The organism is Pseudogemmobacter humi (assembly GCF_900609055.1).
Classification (GTDB): domain Bacteria; phylum Pseudomonadota; class Alphaproteobacteria; order Rhodobacterales; family Rhodobacteraceae; genus Pseudogemmobacter; species Pseudogemmobacter humi.
Window position 1 is genome coordinate 104,723 of record NZ_UXAW01000048.1, and the last position, 16,646, is coordinate 121,368.

18 protein-coding genes are annotated in these 16,646 nt (G+C 66.9%); 17 read left to right on the plus strand and 1 reads right to left on the minus strand.

Annotated features, from left to right (window positions below; translation table 11 throughout):
• Positions 1-117: 117 nt before the first annotated feature.
• The 5 genes from XINFAN_RS05270 (at position 118) to XINFAN_RS05290 (ending at position 5,660) form a co-directional block, all read left to right on the plus strand.
• Complete coding sequence (locus XINFAN_RS05270) at positions 118-1,173, plus strand: ABC transporter substrate-binding protein (protein WP_233352128.1); 1,056 nt, start codon at positions 118-120, stop codon at positions 1,171-1,173.
• 80 nt (positions 1,174-1,253) lie between these two features.
• Positions 1,254-2,051 carry an ATP-binding cassette domain-containing protein gene (locus tag XINFAN_RS05275; protein ID WP_124085435.1) on the plus strand — a complete coding sequence of 266 codons (798 nt, stop codon included), beginning with the start codon at positions 1,254-1,256 and terminating at the stop codon, positions 2,049-2,051.
• The gene (locus tag XINFAN_RS05280) at positions 2,048-3,304 is read left to right on the plus strand and encodes a sugar ABC transporter permease (protein ID WP_124085436.1); all 1,257 of its coding nucleotides are present in this window, start codon (positions 2,048-2,050) and stop codon (positions 3,302-3,304) included. Before XINFAN_RS05275 ends, XINFAN_RS05280 begins: the two co-directional genes overlap by 4 nt.
• 15 nt (positions 3,305-3,319) lie before the next feature.
• The gene (locus tag XINFAN_RS05285; RefSeq protein ID WP_124085437.1) at positions 3,320-4,048 is read left to right on the plus strand and encodes an SDR family oxidoreductase; all 729 of its coding nucleotides are present in this window, start codon (positions 3,320-3,322) and stop codon (positions 4,046-4,048) included.
• Between the two features lie 13 nt (positions 4,049-4,061).
• Positions 4,062-5,660, plus strand: coding sequence for an FGGY-family carbohydrate kinase (locus tag XINFAN_RS05290; RefSeq protein WP_124085438.1), 1,599 nt, complete (start codon positions 4,062-4,064; stop codon positions 5,658-5,660).
• Between the two features lie 61 nt (positions 5,661-5,721).
• Here the strand turns inward: XINFAN_RS05290 and XINFAN_RS05295 are convergent, their stop codons facing one another.
• The gene (locus XINFAN_RS05295) at positions 5,722-6,513 is read right to left on the minus strand and encodes a DeoR/GlpR family DNA-binding transcription regulator (RefSeq protein ID WP_124085439.1); all 792 of its coding nucleotides are present in this window, start codon (positions 6,511-6,513) and stop codon (positions 5,722-5,724) included.
• A gap of 146 nt (positions 6,514-6,659) precedes the next feature.
• Between XINFAN_RS05295 and XINFAN_RS05300 the strand changes: the two genes are divergently transcribed.
• The 12 genes from XINFAN_RS05300 (at position 6,660) to fabG (ending at position 16,645) form a co-directional block, all read left to right on the plus strand.
• Positions 6,660-7,940: a class-III pyridoxal-phosphate-dependent aminotransferase gene (locus XINFAN_RS05300; RefSeq protein WP_124085440.1), complete on the plus strand. Its 1,281-nt coding sequence runs from the start codon at positions 6,660-6,662 to the stop codon at positions 7,938-7,940.
• 14 nt (positions 7,941-7,954) lie between these two features.
• A complete protein-coding gene (locus XINFAN_RS05305; protein WP_199286367.1) occupies positions 7,955-9,517 on the plus strand; it encodes an aldehyde dehydrogenase family protein in 1,563 nt (520 codons plus the stop codon).
• Complete coding sequence (locus XINFAN_RS05310; protein WP_124085441.1) at positions 9,514-10,128, plus strand: BMC domain-containing protein; 615 nt, start codon at positions 9,514-9,516, stop codon at positions 10,126-10,128. Before XINFAN_RS05305 ends, XINFAN_RS05310 begins: the two co-directional genes overlap by 4 nt.
• Positions 10,125-10,583 carry a hypothetical protein gene (locus tag XINFAN_RS05315; protein WP_124085442.1) on the plus strand — a complete coding sequence of 153 codons (459 nt, stop codon included), beginning with the start codon at positions 10,125-10,127 and terminating at the stop codon, positions 10,581-10,583. Before XINFAN_RS05310 ends, XINFAN_RS05315 begins: the two co-directional genes overlap by 4 nt.
• Entirely contained in the window at positions 10,580-10,849 is a 270-nt protein-coding gene (locus XINFAN_RS05320; protein ID WP_124085443.1) for a EutN/CcmL family microcompartment protein, read from the plus strand. Before XINFAN_RS05315 ends, XINFAN_RS05320 begins: the two co-directional genes overlap by 4 nt.
• A 12-nt stretch (positions 10,850-10,861) precedes the next feature.
• Positions 10,862-11,143: a BMC domain-containing protein gene (locus XINFAN_RS05325; protein WP_124085444.1), complete on the plus strand. Its 282-nt coding sequence runs from the start codon at positions 10,862-10,864 to the stop codon at positions 11,141-11,143.
• 30 nt (positions 11,144-11,173) lie between these two features.
• Complete coding sequence (locus XINFAN_RS05330; RefSeq protein ID WP_124085445.1) at positions 11,174-11,797, plus strand: microcompartment protein; 624 nt, start codon at positions 11,174-11,176, stop codon at positions 11,795-11,797.
• A gap of 90 nt (positions 11,798-11,887) precedes the next feature.
• Complete coding sequence (locus XINFAN_RS05335) at positions 11,888-13,018, plus strand: ABC transporter substrate-binding protein (protein ID WP_124085446.1); 1,131 nt, start codon at positions 11,888-11,890, stop codon at positions 13,016-13,018.
• A gap of 79 nt (positions 13,019-13,097) precedes the next feature.
• A complete protein-coding gene (locus XINFAN_RS05340) occupies positions 13,098-14,198 on the plus strand; it encodes an ABC transporter ATP-binding protein (protein WP_124085447.1) in 1,101 nt (366 codons plus the stop codon).
• On the plus strand, positions 14,185-15,039 hold the full coding sequence (locus XINFAN_RS05345; protein WP_124085448.1) for an ABC transporter permease: 855 nt from the start codon (positions 14,185-14,187) through the stop codon (positions 15,037-15,039). Before XINFAN_RS05340 ends, XINFAN_RS05345 begins: the two co-directional genes overlap by 14 nt.
• Positions 15,036-15,830, plus strand: a complete 795-nt coding sequence (locus XINFAN_RS05350) for an ABC transporter permease (RefSeq protein ID WP_124085449.1) — start codon at positions 15,036-15,038, stop codon at positions 15,828-15,830. The genes XINFAN_RS05345 and XINFAN_RS05350 overlap by 4 nt, the downstream gene beginning before the upstream one ends.
• 35 nt (positions 15,831-15,865) lie before the next feature.
• Positions 15,866-16,645, plus strand: coding sequence for a 3-oxoacyl-ACP reductase FabG (gene fabG / locus XINFAN_RS05355; protein ID WP_124085450.1), 780 nt, complete (start codon positions 15,866-15,868; stop codon positions 16,643-16,645).
• Position 16,646: the final 1 nt, after the last annotated feature.

Sequence of the window (16,646 nt, forward strand, 5' to 3'; positions counted from 1 at the left end):
CTGTGCCGCCCCTTGTCCGGCTGCGCCGGTGCGTTGCGTCCGGGGAGGCGCGGGGCCCCGGTTCGACTTCCCGGGACGGGCGGCCGGTCTGTCGCATGAACGGGAGGAGAAACCCTGATGAAACTGAACGCCCTGACCGCCCGCACCCTGTCGGCGGCCGCCCTGAGCGCCGTGATGGGAACCGCCGCGCTGGCCGAACCCTCGGGCCTCGTCGGCTTTTTGATGCCCGACCAGGCCTCGACCCGCTACGAAGAGCACGACTTCCCCGGCTTCAGGGCCGGGATGGAAAAGCTCTGCCCCTCCTGCGAGGTGATCTATCAGAACGCCAATGCCGATGTTGCGCTGCAACAGCAGCAGTTCAACGCGCTGCTGACCCAGGGCGCCAAGGTGATCGTGCTGGATCCGGTCGATTCGGCCGCCGCCGCCGGGCTGGTGACGCTGGCGCAGTCGCAGGGCGTGAAGGTCATCGCCTATGACCGGCCGATCCCCGGCGCGCCCGCCGATTACTACGTTTCCTTCGACAACGAGGGCATCGGCTATGCCATCGCGAAATCGCTGGTCGATCACATGAAGGCCGAAGGGATTCCGGACGGCTCGGGCGTGTTGCAGATCAACGGCTCGCCCACCGATGCGGCCGCCGGGCTGATCCGCGACGGCGTGCATCGCGCGCTGGCCGAATCGCCCTACGAGACTTTGGCCGAGTTCGACACGCCCGACTGGGCGCCGCCGCGCGCGCAGGAATGGGCGGCGGGCCAGATCACCCGCTTCGGCGATCAGATCAAGGGCGTGGTGGCCGCGAACGACGGCACCGGCGGTGGCGCGGTCGCGGCCTTCAAGGCGGCGGGCGTCGATCCGGTTCCGCCGGTGACCGGCAACGACGCGACCATCGCGGCGCTGCAACTGATCATCTCGGGCGATCAGTACAACACCATCTCGAAACCTTCCGAGATCGTGGCGGCGGCGGCGGCGAATATCGTGGTGCAGTTCCTGAACGGCGAGACGCCCGAGGCGAAGACCACGCTCTACGAGACCCCCTCGGAGCTGTTCGTGCCCGCCGTGGTGACGCGCGAGAACATCAAGGCCGAGATTTTTGATGCCGGCATCCAGACCGCCGATCAGATCTGCACCGGCGAATATGCCGCCGGCTGCCAGGAGTTGGGGATCACCCAGTAACCCTTCGGGGTGGCGCTGCCACTTGTCCTGTCCGGCCGGGCTCAGTCCGGCCGGATGCCCCATCCGAAAAAGGCGCGGTCATGAGCGGGAATGAAACAGGGCGGGCGGGTGAGCGGCTGCTCAGCCTGCGCGGCATATCGAAGAAATTCGGCGCGGTCTCGGCGCTGACCGACATCGAGCTGGATGTCCATGCCGGCGAGGTGGTGGCGCTGGTCGGCGACAACGGCGCCGGGAAATCGACGCTGGTGAAGGTGCTGGCCGGGGTGCACCAGCCCACGGCGGGCACGGTCGAATTCATGGGCCGCGAGGTCACGCTCGACAGCCCGGCGGCGGCGCTGAACCTCGGGATCGCCACGGTGTTCCAGGATCTCGCGCTCTGCGAGAATCTCGACGTGGTGGCGAACCTGTTCCTTGGCCATGAGATGAACCCCTGGCAGCTCGACGAGGTGCAGATGGAGGTCCGGGCCTGGACGCTGCTGCGCGAACTCGCCGCCCGCATCCCCTCGGTGCGCGAGCCGGTCGCCTCGCTTTCCGGCGGGCAGCGCCAGACCGTGGCCATCGCGCGCTCGCTGCTCTTGTCGCCCAAGGTCATCATGCTGGACGAGCCGACCGCGGCTCTGGGCGTGGCGCAGACCGCCGAGGTGCTGAACCTGATCGAGCGGGTGCGCGACCGCGGCCTCGGCGTGATCATCATCAGCCATAATATGGAGGATGTGCGCGCCGTCGCCGACCGCATCGTCGTGTTGCGGCTCGGGCGGAACAACGGCGTGTTCACCCCCGACGCCAGCAATCACGAACTGGTCGCCGCCATCACCGGGGCGACGGAGAACGCGGTCTCGCGCCGCGAAAGCCGCAAGGCCGCCGAGGTGACGGAATGAGCAACCAGCCGCAAAAACCTCTCGCCCCCAAAGCCCTGGACCGCGCCGACGAGCGGGTCAGGAACGACGACAGCATCGCGGGCGCGCTGCGCGGTTTCCTCGACCGGGTGCGCTCGGGCGATCTGGGGATCCTGCCGGTCGCCGTGGGGCTGGTGGTGATCTCGGTGGTGTTTTCGATGCTGAACCCGGTGTTCCTGGCGCCGAACAACCTGGTGAACCTGCTCTTTGACTGCGCCACGGTGGGGGTGATCTCGCTGGGCATCGTCTGTGTGCTGATGCTGGGCGAGATCGACCTGTCGGTGGGCTCGATGAGCGGGCTCGCCTCGGCCATGGTCGGCGTGCTCTGGGTGAACATGGGCTGGCCGATCCCGGTCGCCATCGGCGCGGCGCTGATCGCCGGGGCGGTGATCGGCTTCATCTACGCCACGCTTTACACGAGGCTGGGGATGCCCAGCTTCATCGCGACGCTGGCGGGGCTGCTCGCGATCCTGGGGATGCAACTCTACATCCTCGGGCCGACCGGCTCGATCAACCTGCCCTATGCCTCGCCGCTGGTGCGGTTCGGCCAGCTTATGGTGATGCCGGCCTGGTTCTCGCATGCGGTGGCGCTGCTGCCGGGGATCGTGCTGTTGCTGACCGGGCTTGGCACCGCTGCCCGGCGCCGCGCGGCGGGGCTGACCGCGCAGCCGATGAGCCTTCTCCTGATCAAGGCCGGGGTGCTGACGGCGGCGCTGGAATTCGCGGTCTGGTATCTGAACCTCGGGCGCGGTGTGCCGTGGATGTTCGGCCTGTTCGCGCTGCTGGTCGTCGTGCTGCAATATGCGCTGACGCGGACGAAATGGGGCCGCTCGCTTTTCGCCGTCGGCGGCAACCGCGAGGCGGCGCGGCGCTCGGGCATCAACGTGCGGCGGATCTATTATTCCGCCTTCATGCTATGCTCGACGCTTGCGGCGCTTGGCGGTGTGCTGGCGGCGGCGCGGCTTGCGTCTTCCAGCCAGCAGGCGGGCACCGGCGATGTGAACCTGAACGCCATCGCGGCGGCGGTGATCGGTGGCACCAGCCTGTTCGGCGGCCGCGGCTCGGCCTGGGCGGCGCTTTTGGGCATCATCGTGATCCAGGCGATCTCGAACGGGCTGACGCTTCTGAACCTGTCGTCGAGCCTGCGTTACATGATCACCGGCGGCGTGCTGGCCATTGCGGTGATCGTCGATTCTCTGGCCCGCCAATCGCGTGTGACGCATGGCCGGGGCTGACCGAAGGAGCAAGACATGGCGGAACGGATGAAGGGCAAGGTCGCGGCGATCACCGGCGCGGCCTCGGGGATCGGCCTCGAATGCGCGCGGCTGCTGGCGGCGGAAGGCGCGAAGGTCGTGATGATCGACCGCGCCGAGGACCGTCTGCGCGCGCTTTGCGCCGGGATCGGGCCGAACGCGCTGCCGCTGGTGGTGGATCTGCTGGATGGGCCGCAGGTCTCGGGGATGCTGCCGCGGATTCTGGACCTCGCGGGCGGCCTTGACGTGTTCCACGCCAATGCCGGGGCCTATATCGGCGGGCCGGTGGCCGAGGGCGACCCCGATGCCTGGGACCGGATGCTGAACCTCAACATCAACGCGGCGTTCCGCTCGGTCCATGCTGTGCTGCCGCATCTGATCGCGCAAAAGTCCGGCGACATCCTGTTCACTTCGTCCATTGCGGGCGTGGTGCCGGTGGTGTGGGAGCCGATCTACACCGCCTCGAAATTCGCGGTGCAGGCGTTCGTCCACTCCACCCGCCGCCAGGTCGCGCCGCATGGGGTGCGGGTCGGCGCGGTGCTGCCGGGGCCGGTGGTCACGGCGCTGCTCGATGACTGGCCGAAGGCGAAGATGGAGGAGGCGCTGGCCAACGGCAGCCTGATGCAGCCCATTGAGGTGGCCGAGGCGGTTCTGTTCATGCTGACCCGGCCCAAAGGGGTGACGATCCGCGATCTGGTGATCCTGCCGAACAGCGTCGATCTGTAGGGGAGGGGTGAGGATGGACCGCTATCTGATCGGCGTCGATGTCGGCACCGGCAGCGCCCGCGCCGGGCTGTTCGACGGCAAGGGCGCGATGCTGGCCGCGGCGAAGCGCGAGATCACGCTCTGGCGCGGCCCGGGCGCCATGGTCGAGCAATCCAGCGCCCAGATCTGGGATGCGGTCTGCGCCGCGGTGCGCGAGGCGGTCTCTGTGGCCGGGATCGACCCCGCGCAGGTCGCCGGGATCGGATTCGATGCCACCTGTTCGCTGGTGGTTCTGGGCGAGGGCGGCGCGTCGCTGGCCGTGGGGCCGTCGGAAGACCCGGCGCGCGACGTGATCGTCTGGATGGATCACCGCGCGGTGGATCAGGCCGAGCGGATCAACGACATGGGCCATCCGGTGCTGGCCTGGGTCGGCGGCCGGATCTCGCCCGAGATGGAGACGCCGAAGCTCCTGTGGCTCAAGGAGCACCGGCCGATGGTCTTTGCCGCCGCGCGGCACTTCTTCGATCTGGCGGATTTCCTGACCTGGAAGGCGACCGGCGATCTGGCGCGCTCCACCTGCACGGTGACCTGCAAATGGACCTATCTCGCGCATGAGAACCGCTGGGATCCGTCCTATTTCCGCCAGATCGGGCTGGAGGAACTGGCCGAAGAGCAATTCGCCCGGATCGGGCAGAAGGTGGTCGAGCCCGGAACGCCGCTCGGCCGGGGGCTGAACGCGCGCGCGGCCCAGGAACTGGGCCTGGCCGAGGGCACCCCGGTCGGCGCCGGGATGATCGACGCGCATGCGGGCGGCATCGGCACGGTGGGGATCGGCGGCGATCCGGCCAGCCATATGGCCTATGTGTTCGGGACGTCCTCCTGCACCATGACCTCGACCGAGGCGCCGGTTTTCGTGCCCGGGGTCTGGGGGCCGTATTATTCCGCCATGGTGCCGGGGATGTGGCTGAATGAGGGCGGCCAGTCGGCGGCGGGGGCGGCGATCGACCAGTTGCTGGCGCTGCATCCGGCCGAGGCCGAGGCGACGATCCTGGCGGCGAAAGAGGGGATGTCACTGGCGGCCTGGCTGACCGAACGGCTGCGCGACGGCGGGCCGGATCTCTCGGCCACGGTGCGGCTTGCGGACCGGCTGCATGTGGTGCCCGAATTCCTCGGCAACCGCGCGCCCCATGCCGACCCGCATGCGCGGGCGGTGATCTCGGGCCTGGGGATGGAGCGCGATCTCGATTCGCTGCTGGCGCTTTACGTCGCCGGGTTGTGCGGCATCGGCTATGGGCTGCGCCAGATCCTGGAGGCGCAGGATGAAGCGGGCGCGAAGGTGGAGAAGATCGTGATCTCCGGCGGCGCCGGGCAGTCGGCGCTGGTGCGCCAGATCCTTGCCGACGCGACCGGCCGGCCGGTGCTGGCACCCGAGGCGGAAGAGCCGGTTCTCCTGGGCGCGGCCGTGCTGGGTGCGGTGGCGGGCGGGCTGTTTCCCAATATGCGCGCCGCCATGTCCGGGCTGAGCCGGGCAGGGGCCGGGACGCTGCCCGCGGGCGGCGACATCGGCGCATTGCACGACCGGCGCTATCACGCCTTCTGCCGCTTGCAGGCGCTGGCGCGCGAGCTGCACTGACGCGGGCGCCACGGGCCGCTCTTCCGCCCTGACGGGCGTCATCGCTGAGCGAAGAGGCCCGTCAGGGCCGATGAGCGGACCCCGGGATCGACAGCGCCGCGCCGCCCTTGCGGATCGCGGCCAGCAGCACGCCCCCGGGCTCCTGGTCGGTGACCAGTGTCATCGCCCCGTGCCAGGGCGTCAGCAGCACCAGCGCGCGTTTGTCGAATTTGCCGTGATCGGCCAGGATGAAGGACCGCTCGGCGCTGCGCAGCATCGCGGCATAGACCTCGCCCGCGCCCAGCATCGCCTCGCTTACCCCCTCGCCGTTCAGCCCCGAGGCGCCGATCAGCACCACCGGCGCGCGGTAGCGCTCCACCGCGCGGATCGTCTCGGGGCCGCAGACCATGCGTTCCTGCGCCTCGAACGTGCCGGGCAGGAGCACGATCTCGATCAGCGGATTGGCGGCGAGTTCCAGCGCCACCGGATAGGTGGGGGTGATCACCGTCAGCCGCCGGTCGATGCCGCGCAGCGCGCGGGCGAATTGCAGCATGGTGGCGCCGCCGCCCAGAAGCAGCGCCTCTTCCCCCGCCACCAGTTCCATCACATGCCCGGCGATGGCGCGGCGCTCGGCCACCTTCAGAAGCAGACGGTCGTTCAGCGCCGGCTCGAATCGGTTCGCGGCGCTGACCGCGCCGCCATAGGTGCGGCTGAGCCGGCCCAGGTGATCCAGTTCCGCCAGATCGCGGCGGATGGTTTCGGTCGAGACCGACAGGTCCTCGGCCAGCTGGTTCACCCGCAGCGCCGGGTTGCCTTCCAGCGCGGCGAGGATGCTGCTCTGCCGCAACTCTTTGCGCGACTTCACTGATTTCACGGGGCTGGGTCTCTGATCTTGCGGTTCGCCACAGGATCGCAGCGCCGCTGCGAACCTTCAAACATATTTTATGCCCGACTAGCAACAAATATATGTTGCCAGATGAAGGATGTGGTGACAATCTCCGGTCAAACGGAGGTGCGCTCGTGTTCAACTACGGATACTTCAATTTCGATTCGAAGGCCGAAGTGCTCGACAAAGCCGTGGAATACTGGAACCCCGGCAAGACGAAGTTCTGGCAGGACGCGGGCATCGACCTGGTGATCGACCGGCGCGAAGGATACTTCCTTTACGACATGTCCGGCCGGCGGCTGATCGACCTGCATCTCAATGGCGGGACTTACAATTTCGGCCATCGCCACCCCGAACTGATCGCGGTGCTGAAGTCGGCGCTGGACTATTTCGACATGGGCAACCACTGGTTCCCCTCGGTCGCCCGTTCCGCCTTTGCCGAGAAGCTGGTCAAGACCGCCGACGGCATGCGCTACGCCATCTTCGGCGCGGGCGGGGCCGAGGCTGTGGAAATCGCACTTAAAACTGCCCGATATACCACAAAGCGCAAGAAGATCGTCTCGATCATCAAAGGCTACCACGGCCATTCCGGCCTGTCGGTCGCCACCGGGGACGAGCGTTTCTCGAAGATCTTCCTCGCCGACAAGCCCGACGAATTCCTCCAGGTGCCGTTCAACGACATCGACGCGCTGGACCGGGCTCTGCGCGGCCGCGACGTGGCCGCCTTCATCATCGAGACCATTCCGGCGACCTACGGCTTCCCGCTGCCCGACGAGGGCTATCTGAAAGCCTGCCAGGATCTCTGCCGCCGCTACGGCACGCTCTACATCGCCGACGAGGTGCAGACCGGGCTGATGCGCACCGGCACGATGTGGGGCTGGCAGAGCTACGGGCTGGAGCCCGACATGTTCGTCACCGGCAAGGGGCTGGGCGGCGGGATCTATCCGATCTCGGCCTGCGTCGTCACCGAGAAATGCGGCGGCTGGCTGCATGAGGACGGCGCGGCGCATATCTCGACCTCGGGCGGCTCGGAACTGGGCTGCATCGTCGGCCATCAGGTGATCGACATGCTTCAGCGCCCCGAGGTGATCTCGAACGTGCAATTCGTGGCAGAGTTCTTCCGCCGCAGCCTTTCCGAGATGATGGCGGTGCATTCCGACATCTTCGTCGGCATCCGCCAGCGCGGCGTGATCCTGGGGCTGGAATTCGACCACCCTGAGGGCGCGGTGGCGGTGTCGCGGGCGCTTTATGAACACGGGGTCTGGGCGATCTTCTCCTCGCTCGACAAGCGCGTGTTGCAGTTCAAGCCTGGGGTACTGCTGGATGCGGCCACCTGCCAGGAAATCATCGACCGGATGGAAGCGGCCATGCCGCGGGCGCGCGCGCTTCTGCGCAACATGCGCCGGGCGGCCTGAGGCGGGGGTAAGTCATGCCGATTCAGCTTCACGACGACAGCCCGCGCCTTGCGATCCCCGACCGGGCCGAATCCATCGCGCGGATGAAGATCGACCGCGCCACCTGGGCGGTGCGGGCCTTCTCGCGCTATGACCGGGCGGCGGTGATGAAGATCGCCCGCGCCGTGGCCGAGGCCGCGCATCAGGCGGCGCAGACCTATGCCGAATGGGCGGTGCGCGAGACCGGCATGGGCGTGGTGGAACACAAGAAGCTGAAGAACGAGCTTTCCGCCCATCCGCTGGTGGATTTCTACGAGGGGATGGATCTGGTGAACCCGCGCGTCGATCCGGCGCGCAAGATGGTCGAGATCCCGAAGCCCGCGGGCGTGGTGCTGGCGCTGACACCGGCGACCAATCCGGTCTCGACGCTGTATTACAAGACCCTGCTCGCGGTGCTGTCGCGCAGCGCGGTGATCTTCAGCCCGCATCCGATGGCGAAAGCCTGCTGCAATGACGCGGCGGTGCGGCTTGAGGCGGCGGCGGTGGCGGCCGGCGCTCCCGCCGGGCTGATCCAGTGCATCGAAGAGCCCTCGGTCCCGCTGGTGCAGGCGCTGATGGCGTCCCCGAAGGTGCAGGTGATCCTGGCCACCGGCGGCAGCCCGATGGTGCGCGCGGCCTATGCCTCGGGCAATCCGGCGATCGGGGTGGGGCCGGGCAATGCGCCGGTCTATGTGGATCCCGACACCGACCAGAACGCGGCGGCGAAGCGGATCGTCGATTCGAAAAGTTTCGACAATTCGGTGCTTTGCACCAATGAGAGCGTGCTGATCTCGCTCGACCAGGACCGCAGCCGGCTGGAGCGCGCGCTTCGCGCCAACGGCGCGCATATCTGCAACGAGGCCGAGGTGGCGAAGCTGCGCTCCTGGCTGTTCCCCGAGGGGCATCTGAACACCGCCGCCGTGGGTAAATCGGCGGTCTGGATCGCGGCGCAGGCCGGGTTCCGGGTGGTGCCCTCGACCCGCATCCTGATCGCGCCGGTCGAGGTGGTGGGGCTGGACGAGCCCCTGTCGAAGGAAAAGCTGGCCCCGGTGCTGGCCTGGGCCACCGTGGGCACGTTCGAGCGCGCCACCGGCATGGCGCAGATGATCCTGCGGATGAGCGGCGCGGGCCATTCCGCCGCCTTCCACGGCGAGGATCCGCAGAAGGCGATGGATTTCGCCTCGGCGCTGCCGGTCTATCGCGTTGTGGTCAACGCGCCGTGCTCGCAAGGCGCGGCCGGGTTCGCGACGCATCTGGCGCCCTCGTTCATGATCGGCACCGGCTATGCCGGGCGGTCCTCGGTGGGCGAGAACATCGGGCCGCAGCATCTGGTGCACTGGACGCGGCTGGCCTGGAATTCGGACGCCGCGGTGCCGATGGGCGATTTCACCGATGTGCGCGCGCCGTTCGACGGGCCTTCCGCGCCGCCGCCCGCCGCGCCGCGGCCGGTGACGCTGGCCCCCGCGCCTGCACCCGCCAATGATGCCGGGATGGACCGCGACATGCTGCGCCAGCTCATCCTTCAGGAACTCCGTGAACTGACCAGGGGCCAGTCGTGACCGATCTTCGCGCCTTCATCTTCATCGACCAGCTCCAGCCGCAGACGCTTGCCTATACGTCGACCTGGATGCGCGGCACGCTGCCGCGCGCGCGGATGGCCGCGCAGATCATCGAGATCGCCCCGGGGCTGGATGTCGAGGCGCTGACCGACACCGTGCTGAAAAGCGCCGAGGTGCGGGCGGGCTTCCTGGTGGTCGAACGCCAGTTCGGCACGCTGCAATTCCACGCCTATTCCACCGCCGAGGTGCAGGCCGGGGCCGAGGCGGCGCTTGCCGCCATGGGCAAGAAACGCGACGAGGCCGAGCGGCCGAAGATTATGGCGTCGAAAATCGTCACCCGGGTCGACGACCAGCACGCTTTCCTGATGAACCGCAACAAGACCGGCTCGATGGTTTTGGGCGGCGAGAGCGTCTATCTCCTGGAATGCCAGCCCGCGGCTTATGCGATCCTTGCCTGCAACGAGGCCGAGAAAGAGGCCGATATCAAGGTCATCGACATGCGGATGATCGGGGCGAACGGGCGGCTCTATCTGGCCGGGACCGAGGCCGACGTGCGCAATGCCCGCGACGCGGCAGAGCGCGCCCTGCGCGAGGCGGGGGCGACAGGATGAACGATCTGCGCGCCCTGATCCGCGATCTGCTCTCGGAAGAGATCGCCGCTCTGCGCGCCGAGATTCTCGGCGGGACGCAGGCCGAGCGGGTCGCCGTGGGCAATGAGGCGGAACTGACGGCTTTCGCGCTGAACATCGCGCGCCGGGCGCAGGATCCGGGGTTCGTCTCCGCGCTGGAAGCGGGCCGGATCCGCTATGCTCCGGCGCACACCGCCGCATATGCCCCGGCTTTGGTTCCCGCCGCCGCGCCGCGCGCGGCACCGCCGGCGGCTCTGGTCGCGACCGTGCCGCCTTCGGTGCCGGAACTGCGCAAGGGGCTGATCACCGAACGCGATATCGCCGCCGTGCCCGAGGGCGAGCCGCGGCTGCGCATCACAAAAACCGCGCGGCTGACGCCCCTTGCGGGCGACGAGGCCCGCCGCCGCGGCATCAGGATCGAAAGGACACTGGCATGATAAGGGCGCGCGTCAGCGGCAGGCTCTGGTCCACCCGCCATATCGGCACGCTGCCCACCGGGGCGTTGCTGGAAGTCGAAACCGAAACCGGGGCGAAGCTGATCGCCTTCGACCCTCTGGGCTGTGCCGAGGGCGAGGCGGTGCTGGTCACGCAGGGCTCGGTCGCGGCGGGATGGTTCACCGACCGTCAGGCCCCGATCGACGCGCTGATCATCGGCTCGATCGACGAAGAATCCGCCGGGAAACCGGCAGCGAAACGCAAGTAAGGGAGTTCTCAAATGGCTAATCTTGCAATCGGAATGATCGAAACCAAAGGCTATGTCCCCGCGCTCTCGGCTGCGGATGCCATGGTCAAGGCCGCCAATGTCGAGATCATCGCCCGCAACGAAGTGGGCGGCGGTCTGGTCTCGGTGGTGGTGCGCGGCGATGTGGGCGCGGTCAAGGCCGCGACCGAGGCCGGGGCAGAGGCCGCCGCTGCGGTGGGCGAAGTCACCGCCGTTCATGTGATCCCGCGCCCGCATGCCGACCTGGCCAAGCATTTCGACGCGGTGAAGGGCTGAGGCCCGGACGCGCGCATGAGGAACTGAGGCATGACAGAGCTTCGCGTCTATCTTCCCATCGAGGATCTTCAGCCCCAGTTCGCGGCTTATCTTTCCTCGCCCACCAGGGCGAGGGGATACCCGCCCTTCGCGGGCCAGCATTCGCTGATCATCGAGGTCTCGCCGGCGCTGGCGATCCACCGGATAACCGATCTCGCGCTGAAATCCGCGCCCGAGATGGAGCCGGGCATCCTTTACACCGAACGTCAGTTCGGCCTGCTGGAGCTGCATTCCGACCGGATGGAGGATCTGACCGCCGCGGGTGAGGCGATCCTGCAAGGCATCGGCGCGCAGCCCGGCGATCAGCTTAAGCCGCAGATCCTGTATCACGATATTATCGAAGACCTGTCGGATCAGCATGCTATCATCCTGAACCGCTCGCGCGATGCCTCGATTCTGGTGCCGGGCGTGGCGCTCCTGATCTACGAGATGGCCCCGGCGCTGTTCGCCTGCGTGGCCGCGAACGAGGCCGAGAAGGCCGCGCCCAATGCCGTGATCAACGATGTGCAGATGATGGGTGCGACCGGCCGTCTGTTCATCTCGGGCACGCTGGAGGACATGAGGATCGCACGCGACACGATCACCGCGAAGCTGGAGGCCATCACGGGAAGATGACCTGAAAGCGGCCACCGGCAAAAGGGGCCGCAGCACGACGCGAGAGGCGGATCAACCGCCCGGATACGCCATCAACATGGGAGTAGACAGATGATTACGAGAAGACAGTTCTCGCTGGGAGCCGCCGGTATGGCCGGTCTTTCGGCCCTTTCGCTGCCTGGCCGTGCCCTGGCTGACCGTAACAATCAGCTCAATATCCTCTGCTGGGAAGGCTACAATTCCGACACGGTGCTGAACCCGTTCCGCGCCGCGCATCCCGGCGCCACTGTGCGCGCCGAAAGCGGCACTTCGGACCCCGAGATGATCAACCGCCTGCGCGCGGGCGAGATCGGCACCTGGGATCTGATCAACGTGAACCAGCCCTGGGCGCGGGGGGAACTCCTGCGCGACAACCTGATCAAACCGCTGAGCAAAGAGCGGTTCATGCCCTGGTTCGACAAGATGACCCCGGAATTCGCGAAACCCTATGCGCTGGCCTTCGCGGACAACGGCGATCTTCTGGGTATGCCGCAGCGCTACGGGCCGTTCTCTTTCGTGGTCAATACCGACAAGATCAGCCAGGACTCGGCCGAGGAACAGGGCTGGAACCTGTTCTTCGACCCGGCGATGAAGGGCCGCTACGGGCTTCTCACCTACGACAACTGGAACGTGATCCACCTTTGTCTTGCCGCCGGGCTGAACCCGTTCCAGCCGGTCGAAGGCGCGGATGCCGAAAAATTCGCCGAGACCTGCAAGCAGATCGTCGGCGGCGCCAAGCTGATGACCGACGATCTGGTGGCGATGAACACCGCGCTGATCAACGGCGAGATCGACGCCTATTTCACCGGCGGCACCTATACCGCCTCGCCCGCGCGCTATGACGGGGCCACCTTCGTGCGCGCGATCACGCCGCGCTCGGGGCCGGTCGATGGCAAGGGCGGCGTGGTCTGGGTCGAGCTGACCTCGGCGGTGAACAACCCCGATCCGTCGTCTCTGGCCGAGGATTTCCTCGAATTCGTGCAGCAGCCCGAGATATGCAAGGCGGTGGCCTTCTCGGAGGGCACCTACAATCCGATCGCCCAGATGGGCGACCCGGAGGTCATGGCGCTGTTCGACGAAGAGATGCTGGAGGCGATCCAGTTCGACACGCTGGAAGCCGAACTCGCGCGCTGCCTCGAATTCGATGTGGTGCCTTCGTATGACGCCCTGCTGGCGACTTATGTCGCTGCCCGCCGCGGCTGAGCCCCGGCGCCTCGCGTAACATCCTGCCGGGCTCTTCGCGCCCGGCAGGCGGTTTTCCCGCCCCAATTGAGAGAGACCGATGCTCGTCCAGCCTTTCGTGCGGATCGATAATGTCACCAAGCGTTTCGGACGCTTCACCGCGCTGGACCGGATCAGCCTCGACATCGCCGAGGGCGAGTTTCTGACCATCGTCGGCCCCTCGGGCAGCGGTAAATCCACGCTGATCCGGCTGCTCGTCGGCATCGACGACGTGACCGAGGGCACGATCAGCCTGAACGGCAGCCGGATCGACACCGTGCCCGCGAACAAGCGGCCGACCTGCATGGTGTTCCAGTCGCTGGCGCTGTTCCCGCATATGAGCGTGGGGAAGAACATCGAATTTCCGCTGAAGCTGAAAAAGGTTACGCCCGCAGACCGCCGCGCCCGCGCGCTGGAGCTGCTGCGGCTCCTGCGGTTGCCGGAAGATTACTACGGCAAGATGATCGGCCAGCTTTCCGGCGGCGAGCGGCAGCGGGTGGCTCTGGCCCGCGCGCTGGCTTTCGATCCCGAGATCATCGTCTTCGACGAGCCCCTGTCGGCGCTGGATTACCGGCTGAGGAAGACGCTGGAGAAAGAGCTGAAGGATCTGCACGGCCGCACCGGCAAGACCTTCGTCTACATCACCCATTCGCTGGAGGAGGCGATGGTGATGTCCGACCGCATCGCCATCATGCGCCGCGGCCGGTTCGAGCAGATCGCCAGCGCCGAAGAGATCTACTCCCGCCCGGTCAGCCGTTTTGTGGCCAGCTTCATGGGCGAGGTGAATCTGTTCGACCTGGCGGTGGACGGCGCCGGCCAGCCGGTCTGGCAGGGCGCGGGTGTCACCGCCGCCCCCGGCGCGCTGACGCTGGCCCCGGGATGGCAGGGCGCGCTGATGGTGCGCCCGGAACTGGTGCGTTTCCTGGCCCCTGGGCAAAGCGCCGATTTCACCGTGCAGGGCCAGATGGCGGCGGAATACGCGCTCGGCTCGCGCATCCAGTATTCGGTGCAGACCGAAGGCGGCATGGTGATCACCGTCGAGCGCCCGTTCGAGGCCCGGCACCACGGCGCCCCGGGCGCGCCGGTGGCTTTGGGCTGGGACCGCGATGCGGTGCATCCGATCGCCGGAACCGGGGAAGGGGGCGGCGATGGAAAGGCTTGAACACCGGCTCGGCTTTCTGACCGGCCTGCCGATCATCGTCCTCTTGCTGATCAGCTTCATCATGCCTTTGTTCGTGGTGGCGGGCTTCGCCATCATGCCGCAGCGCGTGTTCGAGCTGGCGCATCTGCCGGATTTCTCGTCCTTCGCGGTGATCTGGGAGCAGGGCTATTACAAATCGCTGCTGCGCTCTCTGGGGCTGGCGTTCCTGACCACGGCGATCCTGTTCGTGGTCTGCTGGCCGCTGGCTTACGGCATGGCCAAGGTCTTCGGCCGCTTCACCCTGGTGATCACGCTGGCCGTGGTGCTGATCCTGTTCGTCTCGGAAAACATCCGCCTGTTCGGCTGGACGCTTTCGCTGATGAAGGGCGGGCTGATCGAGGGCCATCTGCGCGCCTGGACCGGGCTGAGCTTCGAGAGCCCGCTCTATGACTGGCCGGTGATCGTCTTCGGCATGGCTTACGTCTATTTCCCCTTCATGCTGTTCCCGCTGGCCCAGGGGATTTCGCTGGTGCCCGACGACGCGCGGCTTGCGGCCTCGGACCTTGGCGCCAGCCCGGCGCGGATCCTGTTCGAGATCGAAATGCCGCTCGCCGCGCCCGGGATCATGGTCGGCAGCCTCCTGACCTTCGTGCTGTCCGCCGGCGCGGTGGCCGAGGCGAAACTCCTCGGCGGGCGCTCGGTCGTGGTGCTGACCGACGATGTGGAAAGCGCCTTCACCTTCGGGCAGAACTGGCCGCTCGGCTCGGCGCTCTCGCTGATGCTGATCGTGATCGTCGCGGTCCTGGCCATGGTGCCGATCAGCCGGATCAATCTGGATGCGATCATGGGGAGGAAGCGATGAAACCCGTTTCCAACACCACAAGGATCGCGCTTTACCTCTACGGTTTCCTGATCATCGCGGTGCTTTATCTGCCGCTGGTCTCGGTCGGCTTCGCCTCGGTCTCGAAAGCGCGCTATCTGACCTTTCCGATCAACCGCTACACCAGCGAATGGATGGTCCAGGCCGTCACCAGCCCCAATGTCCACGACCTGGTGCTGACATCGCTGAAGATCGCCGTCTCGGTCACGGTGCTGTCGATGGTGATCGGCTTCTTCGGCGCGCTGGCCTTCGCGCGGTTCCAGTGGAAATACCGCAACCTGTTCCAGAAGCTGATCCTTCTGCCGATCTTCTTCCCGCAGACGGTCCTGGGGCTGGCGCTTTTGATCTGGTTCTCGGCGCTTGGCATCCAGCCGAGCTGGAAAACGGCCGTGGTCGCGCATCTGGTGTGGATCGCGCCGATCACCACGCTGATCATCGCCATCCGCGCCTATGGGTTCGACCCCGCGCTGGAAGAGGCCGCGCGCGACATGGGGGCCTCGACGCTGACCATCCTGCGCGAGGTGACGCTGCCTTTGCTGATGCCCGGGGTGATCTCGGCGGGGCTGTTCGCCTTCCTGCTGTCCTGGGGCAATTTCCCGCTTTCGCTGTTCACCACCGGCGTCGATTCGACGCTGCCGAAATGGCTCTATGCGCGGATGGTCTCGGGCTACACGCCGCAGATCCCGGCGCTTGGGGTGCTGTCGGTGGTGGGATCGGCGCTTCTGATGACCATCGGGTTCCTCGTCTTCCGCTGGACCCGCCGCCGCGCCTGAGCACGCGCGGACCAACCATAACAGGGAGAAAGACCATGCTGACATCACTGAAAGGCCGCAGCGTCATCGTCACCGGCGGCTCGAAAGGGATCGGGCGCGGCATCGCGCGGGTGTTCTCGCGCGCGGGCGTCAAACTGACCATCGTCGGCCGCGACCGCGCCGCTCTGGATGCGGCGGTGGAGGAGATGAACGCCGCCGGTGCCACCGCCCGCGCCGCCACCTGCGACGTGAGCGATTACGACCAGGTGCAGCGCATGGTCGATGAGGCGGCCGAGGCCCAGGGCGGGCTGCATGTGGTCTGCGCCAATGCCGGATCCTTCCCGCAGGTGAAGATGGTCGACATGACCTCCGCCGACTGGGATGCGATGATGGCGAACAACCTGCGCTCGACCTTCCTCTGCGTCAAAGCCGCGATCCCGCATTTCGAAAAGGCGGGCCGCGGGCGGGTGGTCGTCACCTCGTCGATCACCGGGCCGGTGACGGGCTATCCGGGCTGGGCGCATTACGGGGCCTCGAAGGCCGGGCAGCTTGGCTTCATCAAGACCGCCGCGATGGAACTGTCGCGCTACAACACCACGATCAACGCGGTGATGCCGGGCAATATCGTGACCGAGGGTCTGCAAGGGCTGGGCGAGGATTACCTGAAGACCATGGCCGCCTCGATCCCGCTGAAACGGCTGGGCGATGTCGAGGATATCGGCAATGCGGCTTTGTTCTTTGCCTCGGACGAGGCCGCCTATATCACCGGCCAGCAGATCATCGTCGACGGCGGCCAGATCCTGCCGGAATCGCTGGAAGCTCTGGAATCGATCTGAG

Coding starts and splice junctions, on each gene's coding strand:
- XINFAN_RS05270 (WP_233352128.1), top strand. CDS start 118: ATGAAACTGAACGCCCTGACCGCCCGCACCCTGTCGGCGGCCGCCCTG.
- XINFAN_RS05275 (WP_124085435.1), top strand. CDS start 1,254: ATGAGCGGGAATGAAACAGGGCGGGCGGGTGAGCGGCTGCTCAGCCTG.
- XINFAN_RS05280 (WP_124085436.1), top strand. CDS start 2,048: ATGAGCAACCAGCCGCAAAAACCTCTCGCCCCCAAAGCCCTGGACCGC.
- XINFAN_RS05285 (WP_124085437.1), top strand. CDS start 3,320: ATGGCGGAACGGATGAAGGGCAAGGTCGCGGCGATCACCGGCGCGGCC.
- XINFAN_RS05290 (WP_124085438.1), top strand. CDS start 4,062: ATGGACCGCTATCTGATCGGCGTCGATGTCGGCACCGGCAGCGCCCGC.
- XINFAN_RS05305 (WP_199286367.1), top strand. CDS start 7,955: ATGCCGATTCAGCTTCACGACGACAGCCCGCGCCTTGCGATCCCCGAC.
- XINFAN_RS05315 (WP_124085442.1), top strand. CDS start 10,125: ATGAACGATCTGCGCGCCCTGATCCGCGATCTGCTCTCGGAAGAGATC.
- XINFAN_RS05320 (WP_124085443.1), top strand. CDS start 10,580: ATGATAAGGGCGCGCGTCAGCGGCAGGCTCTGGTCCACCCGCCATATC.
- XINFAN_RS05325 (WP_124085444.1), top strand. CDS start 10,862: ATGGCTAATCTTGCAATCGGAATGATCGAAACCAAAGGCTATGTCCCC.
- XINFAN_RS05330 (WP_124085445.1), top strand. CDS start 11,174: ATGACAGAGCTTCGCGTCTATCTTCCCATCGAGGATCTTCAGCCCCAG.
- XINFAN_RS05335 (WP_124085446.1), top strand. CDS start 11,888: ATGATTACGAGAAGACAGTTCTCGCTGGGAGCCGCCGGTATGGCCGGT.
- XINFAN_RS05340 (WP_124085447.1), top strand. CDS start 13,098: ATGCTCGTCCAGCCTTTCGTGCGGATCGATAATGTCACCAAGCGTTTC.
- XINFAN_RS05345 (WP_124085448.1), top strand. CDS start 14,185: ATGGAAAGGCTTGAACACCGGCTCGGCTTTCTGACCGGCCTGCCGATC.
- XINFAN_RS05350 (WP_124085449.1), top strand. CDS start 15,036: ATGAAACCCGTTTCCAACACCACAAGGATCGCGCTTTACCTCTACGGT.
- fabG (WP_124085450.1), top strand. CDS start 15,866: ATGCTGACATCACTGAAAGGCCGCAGCGTCATCGTCACCGGCGGCTCG.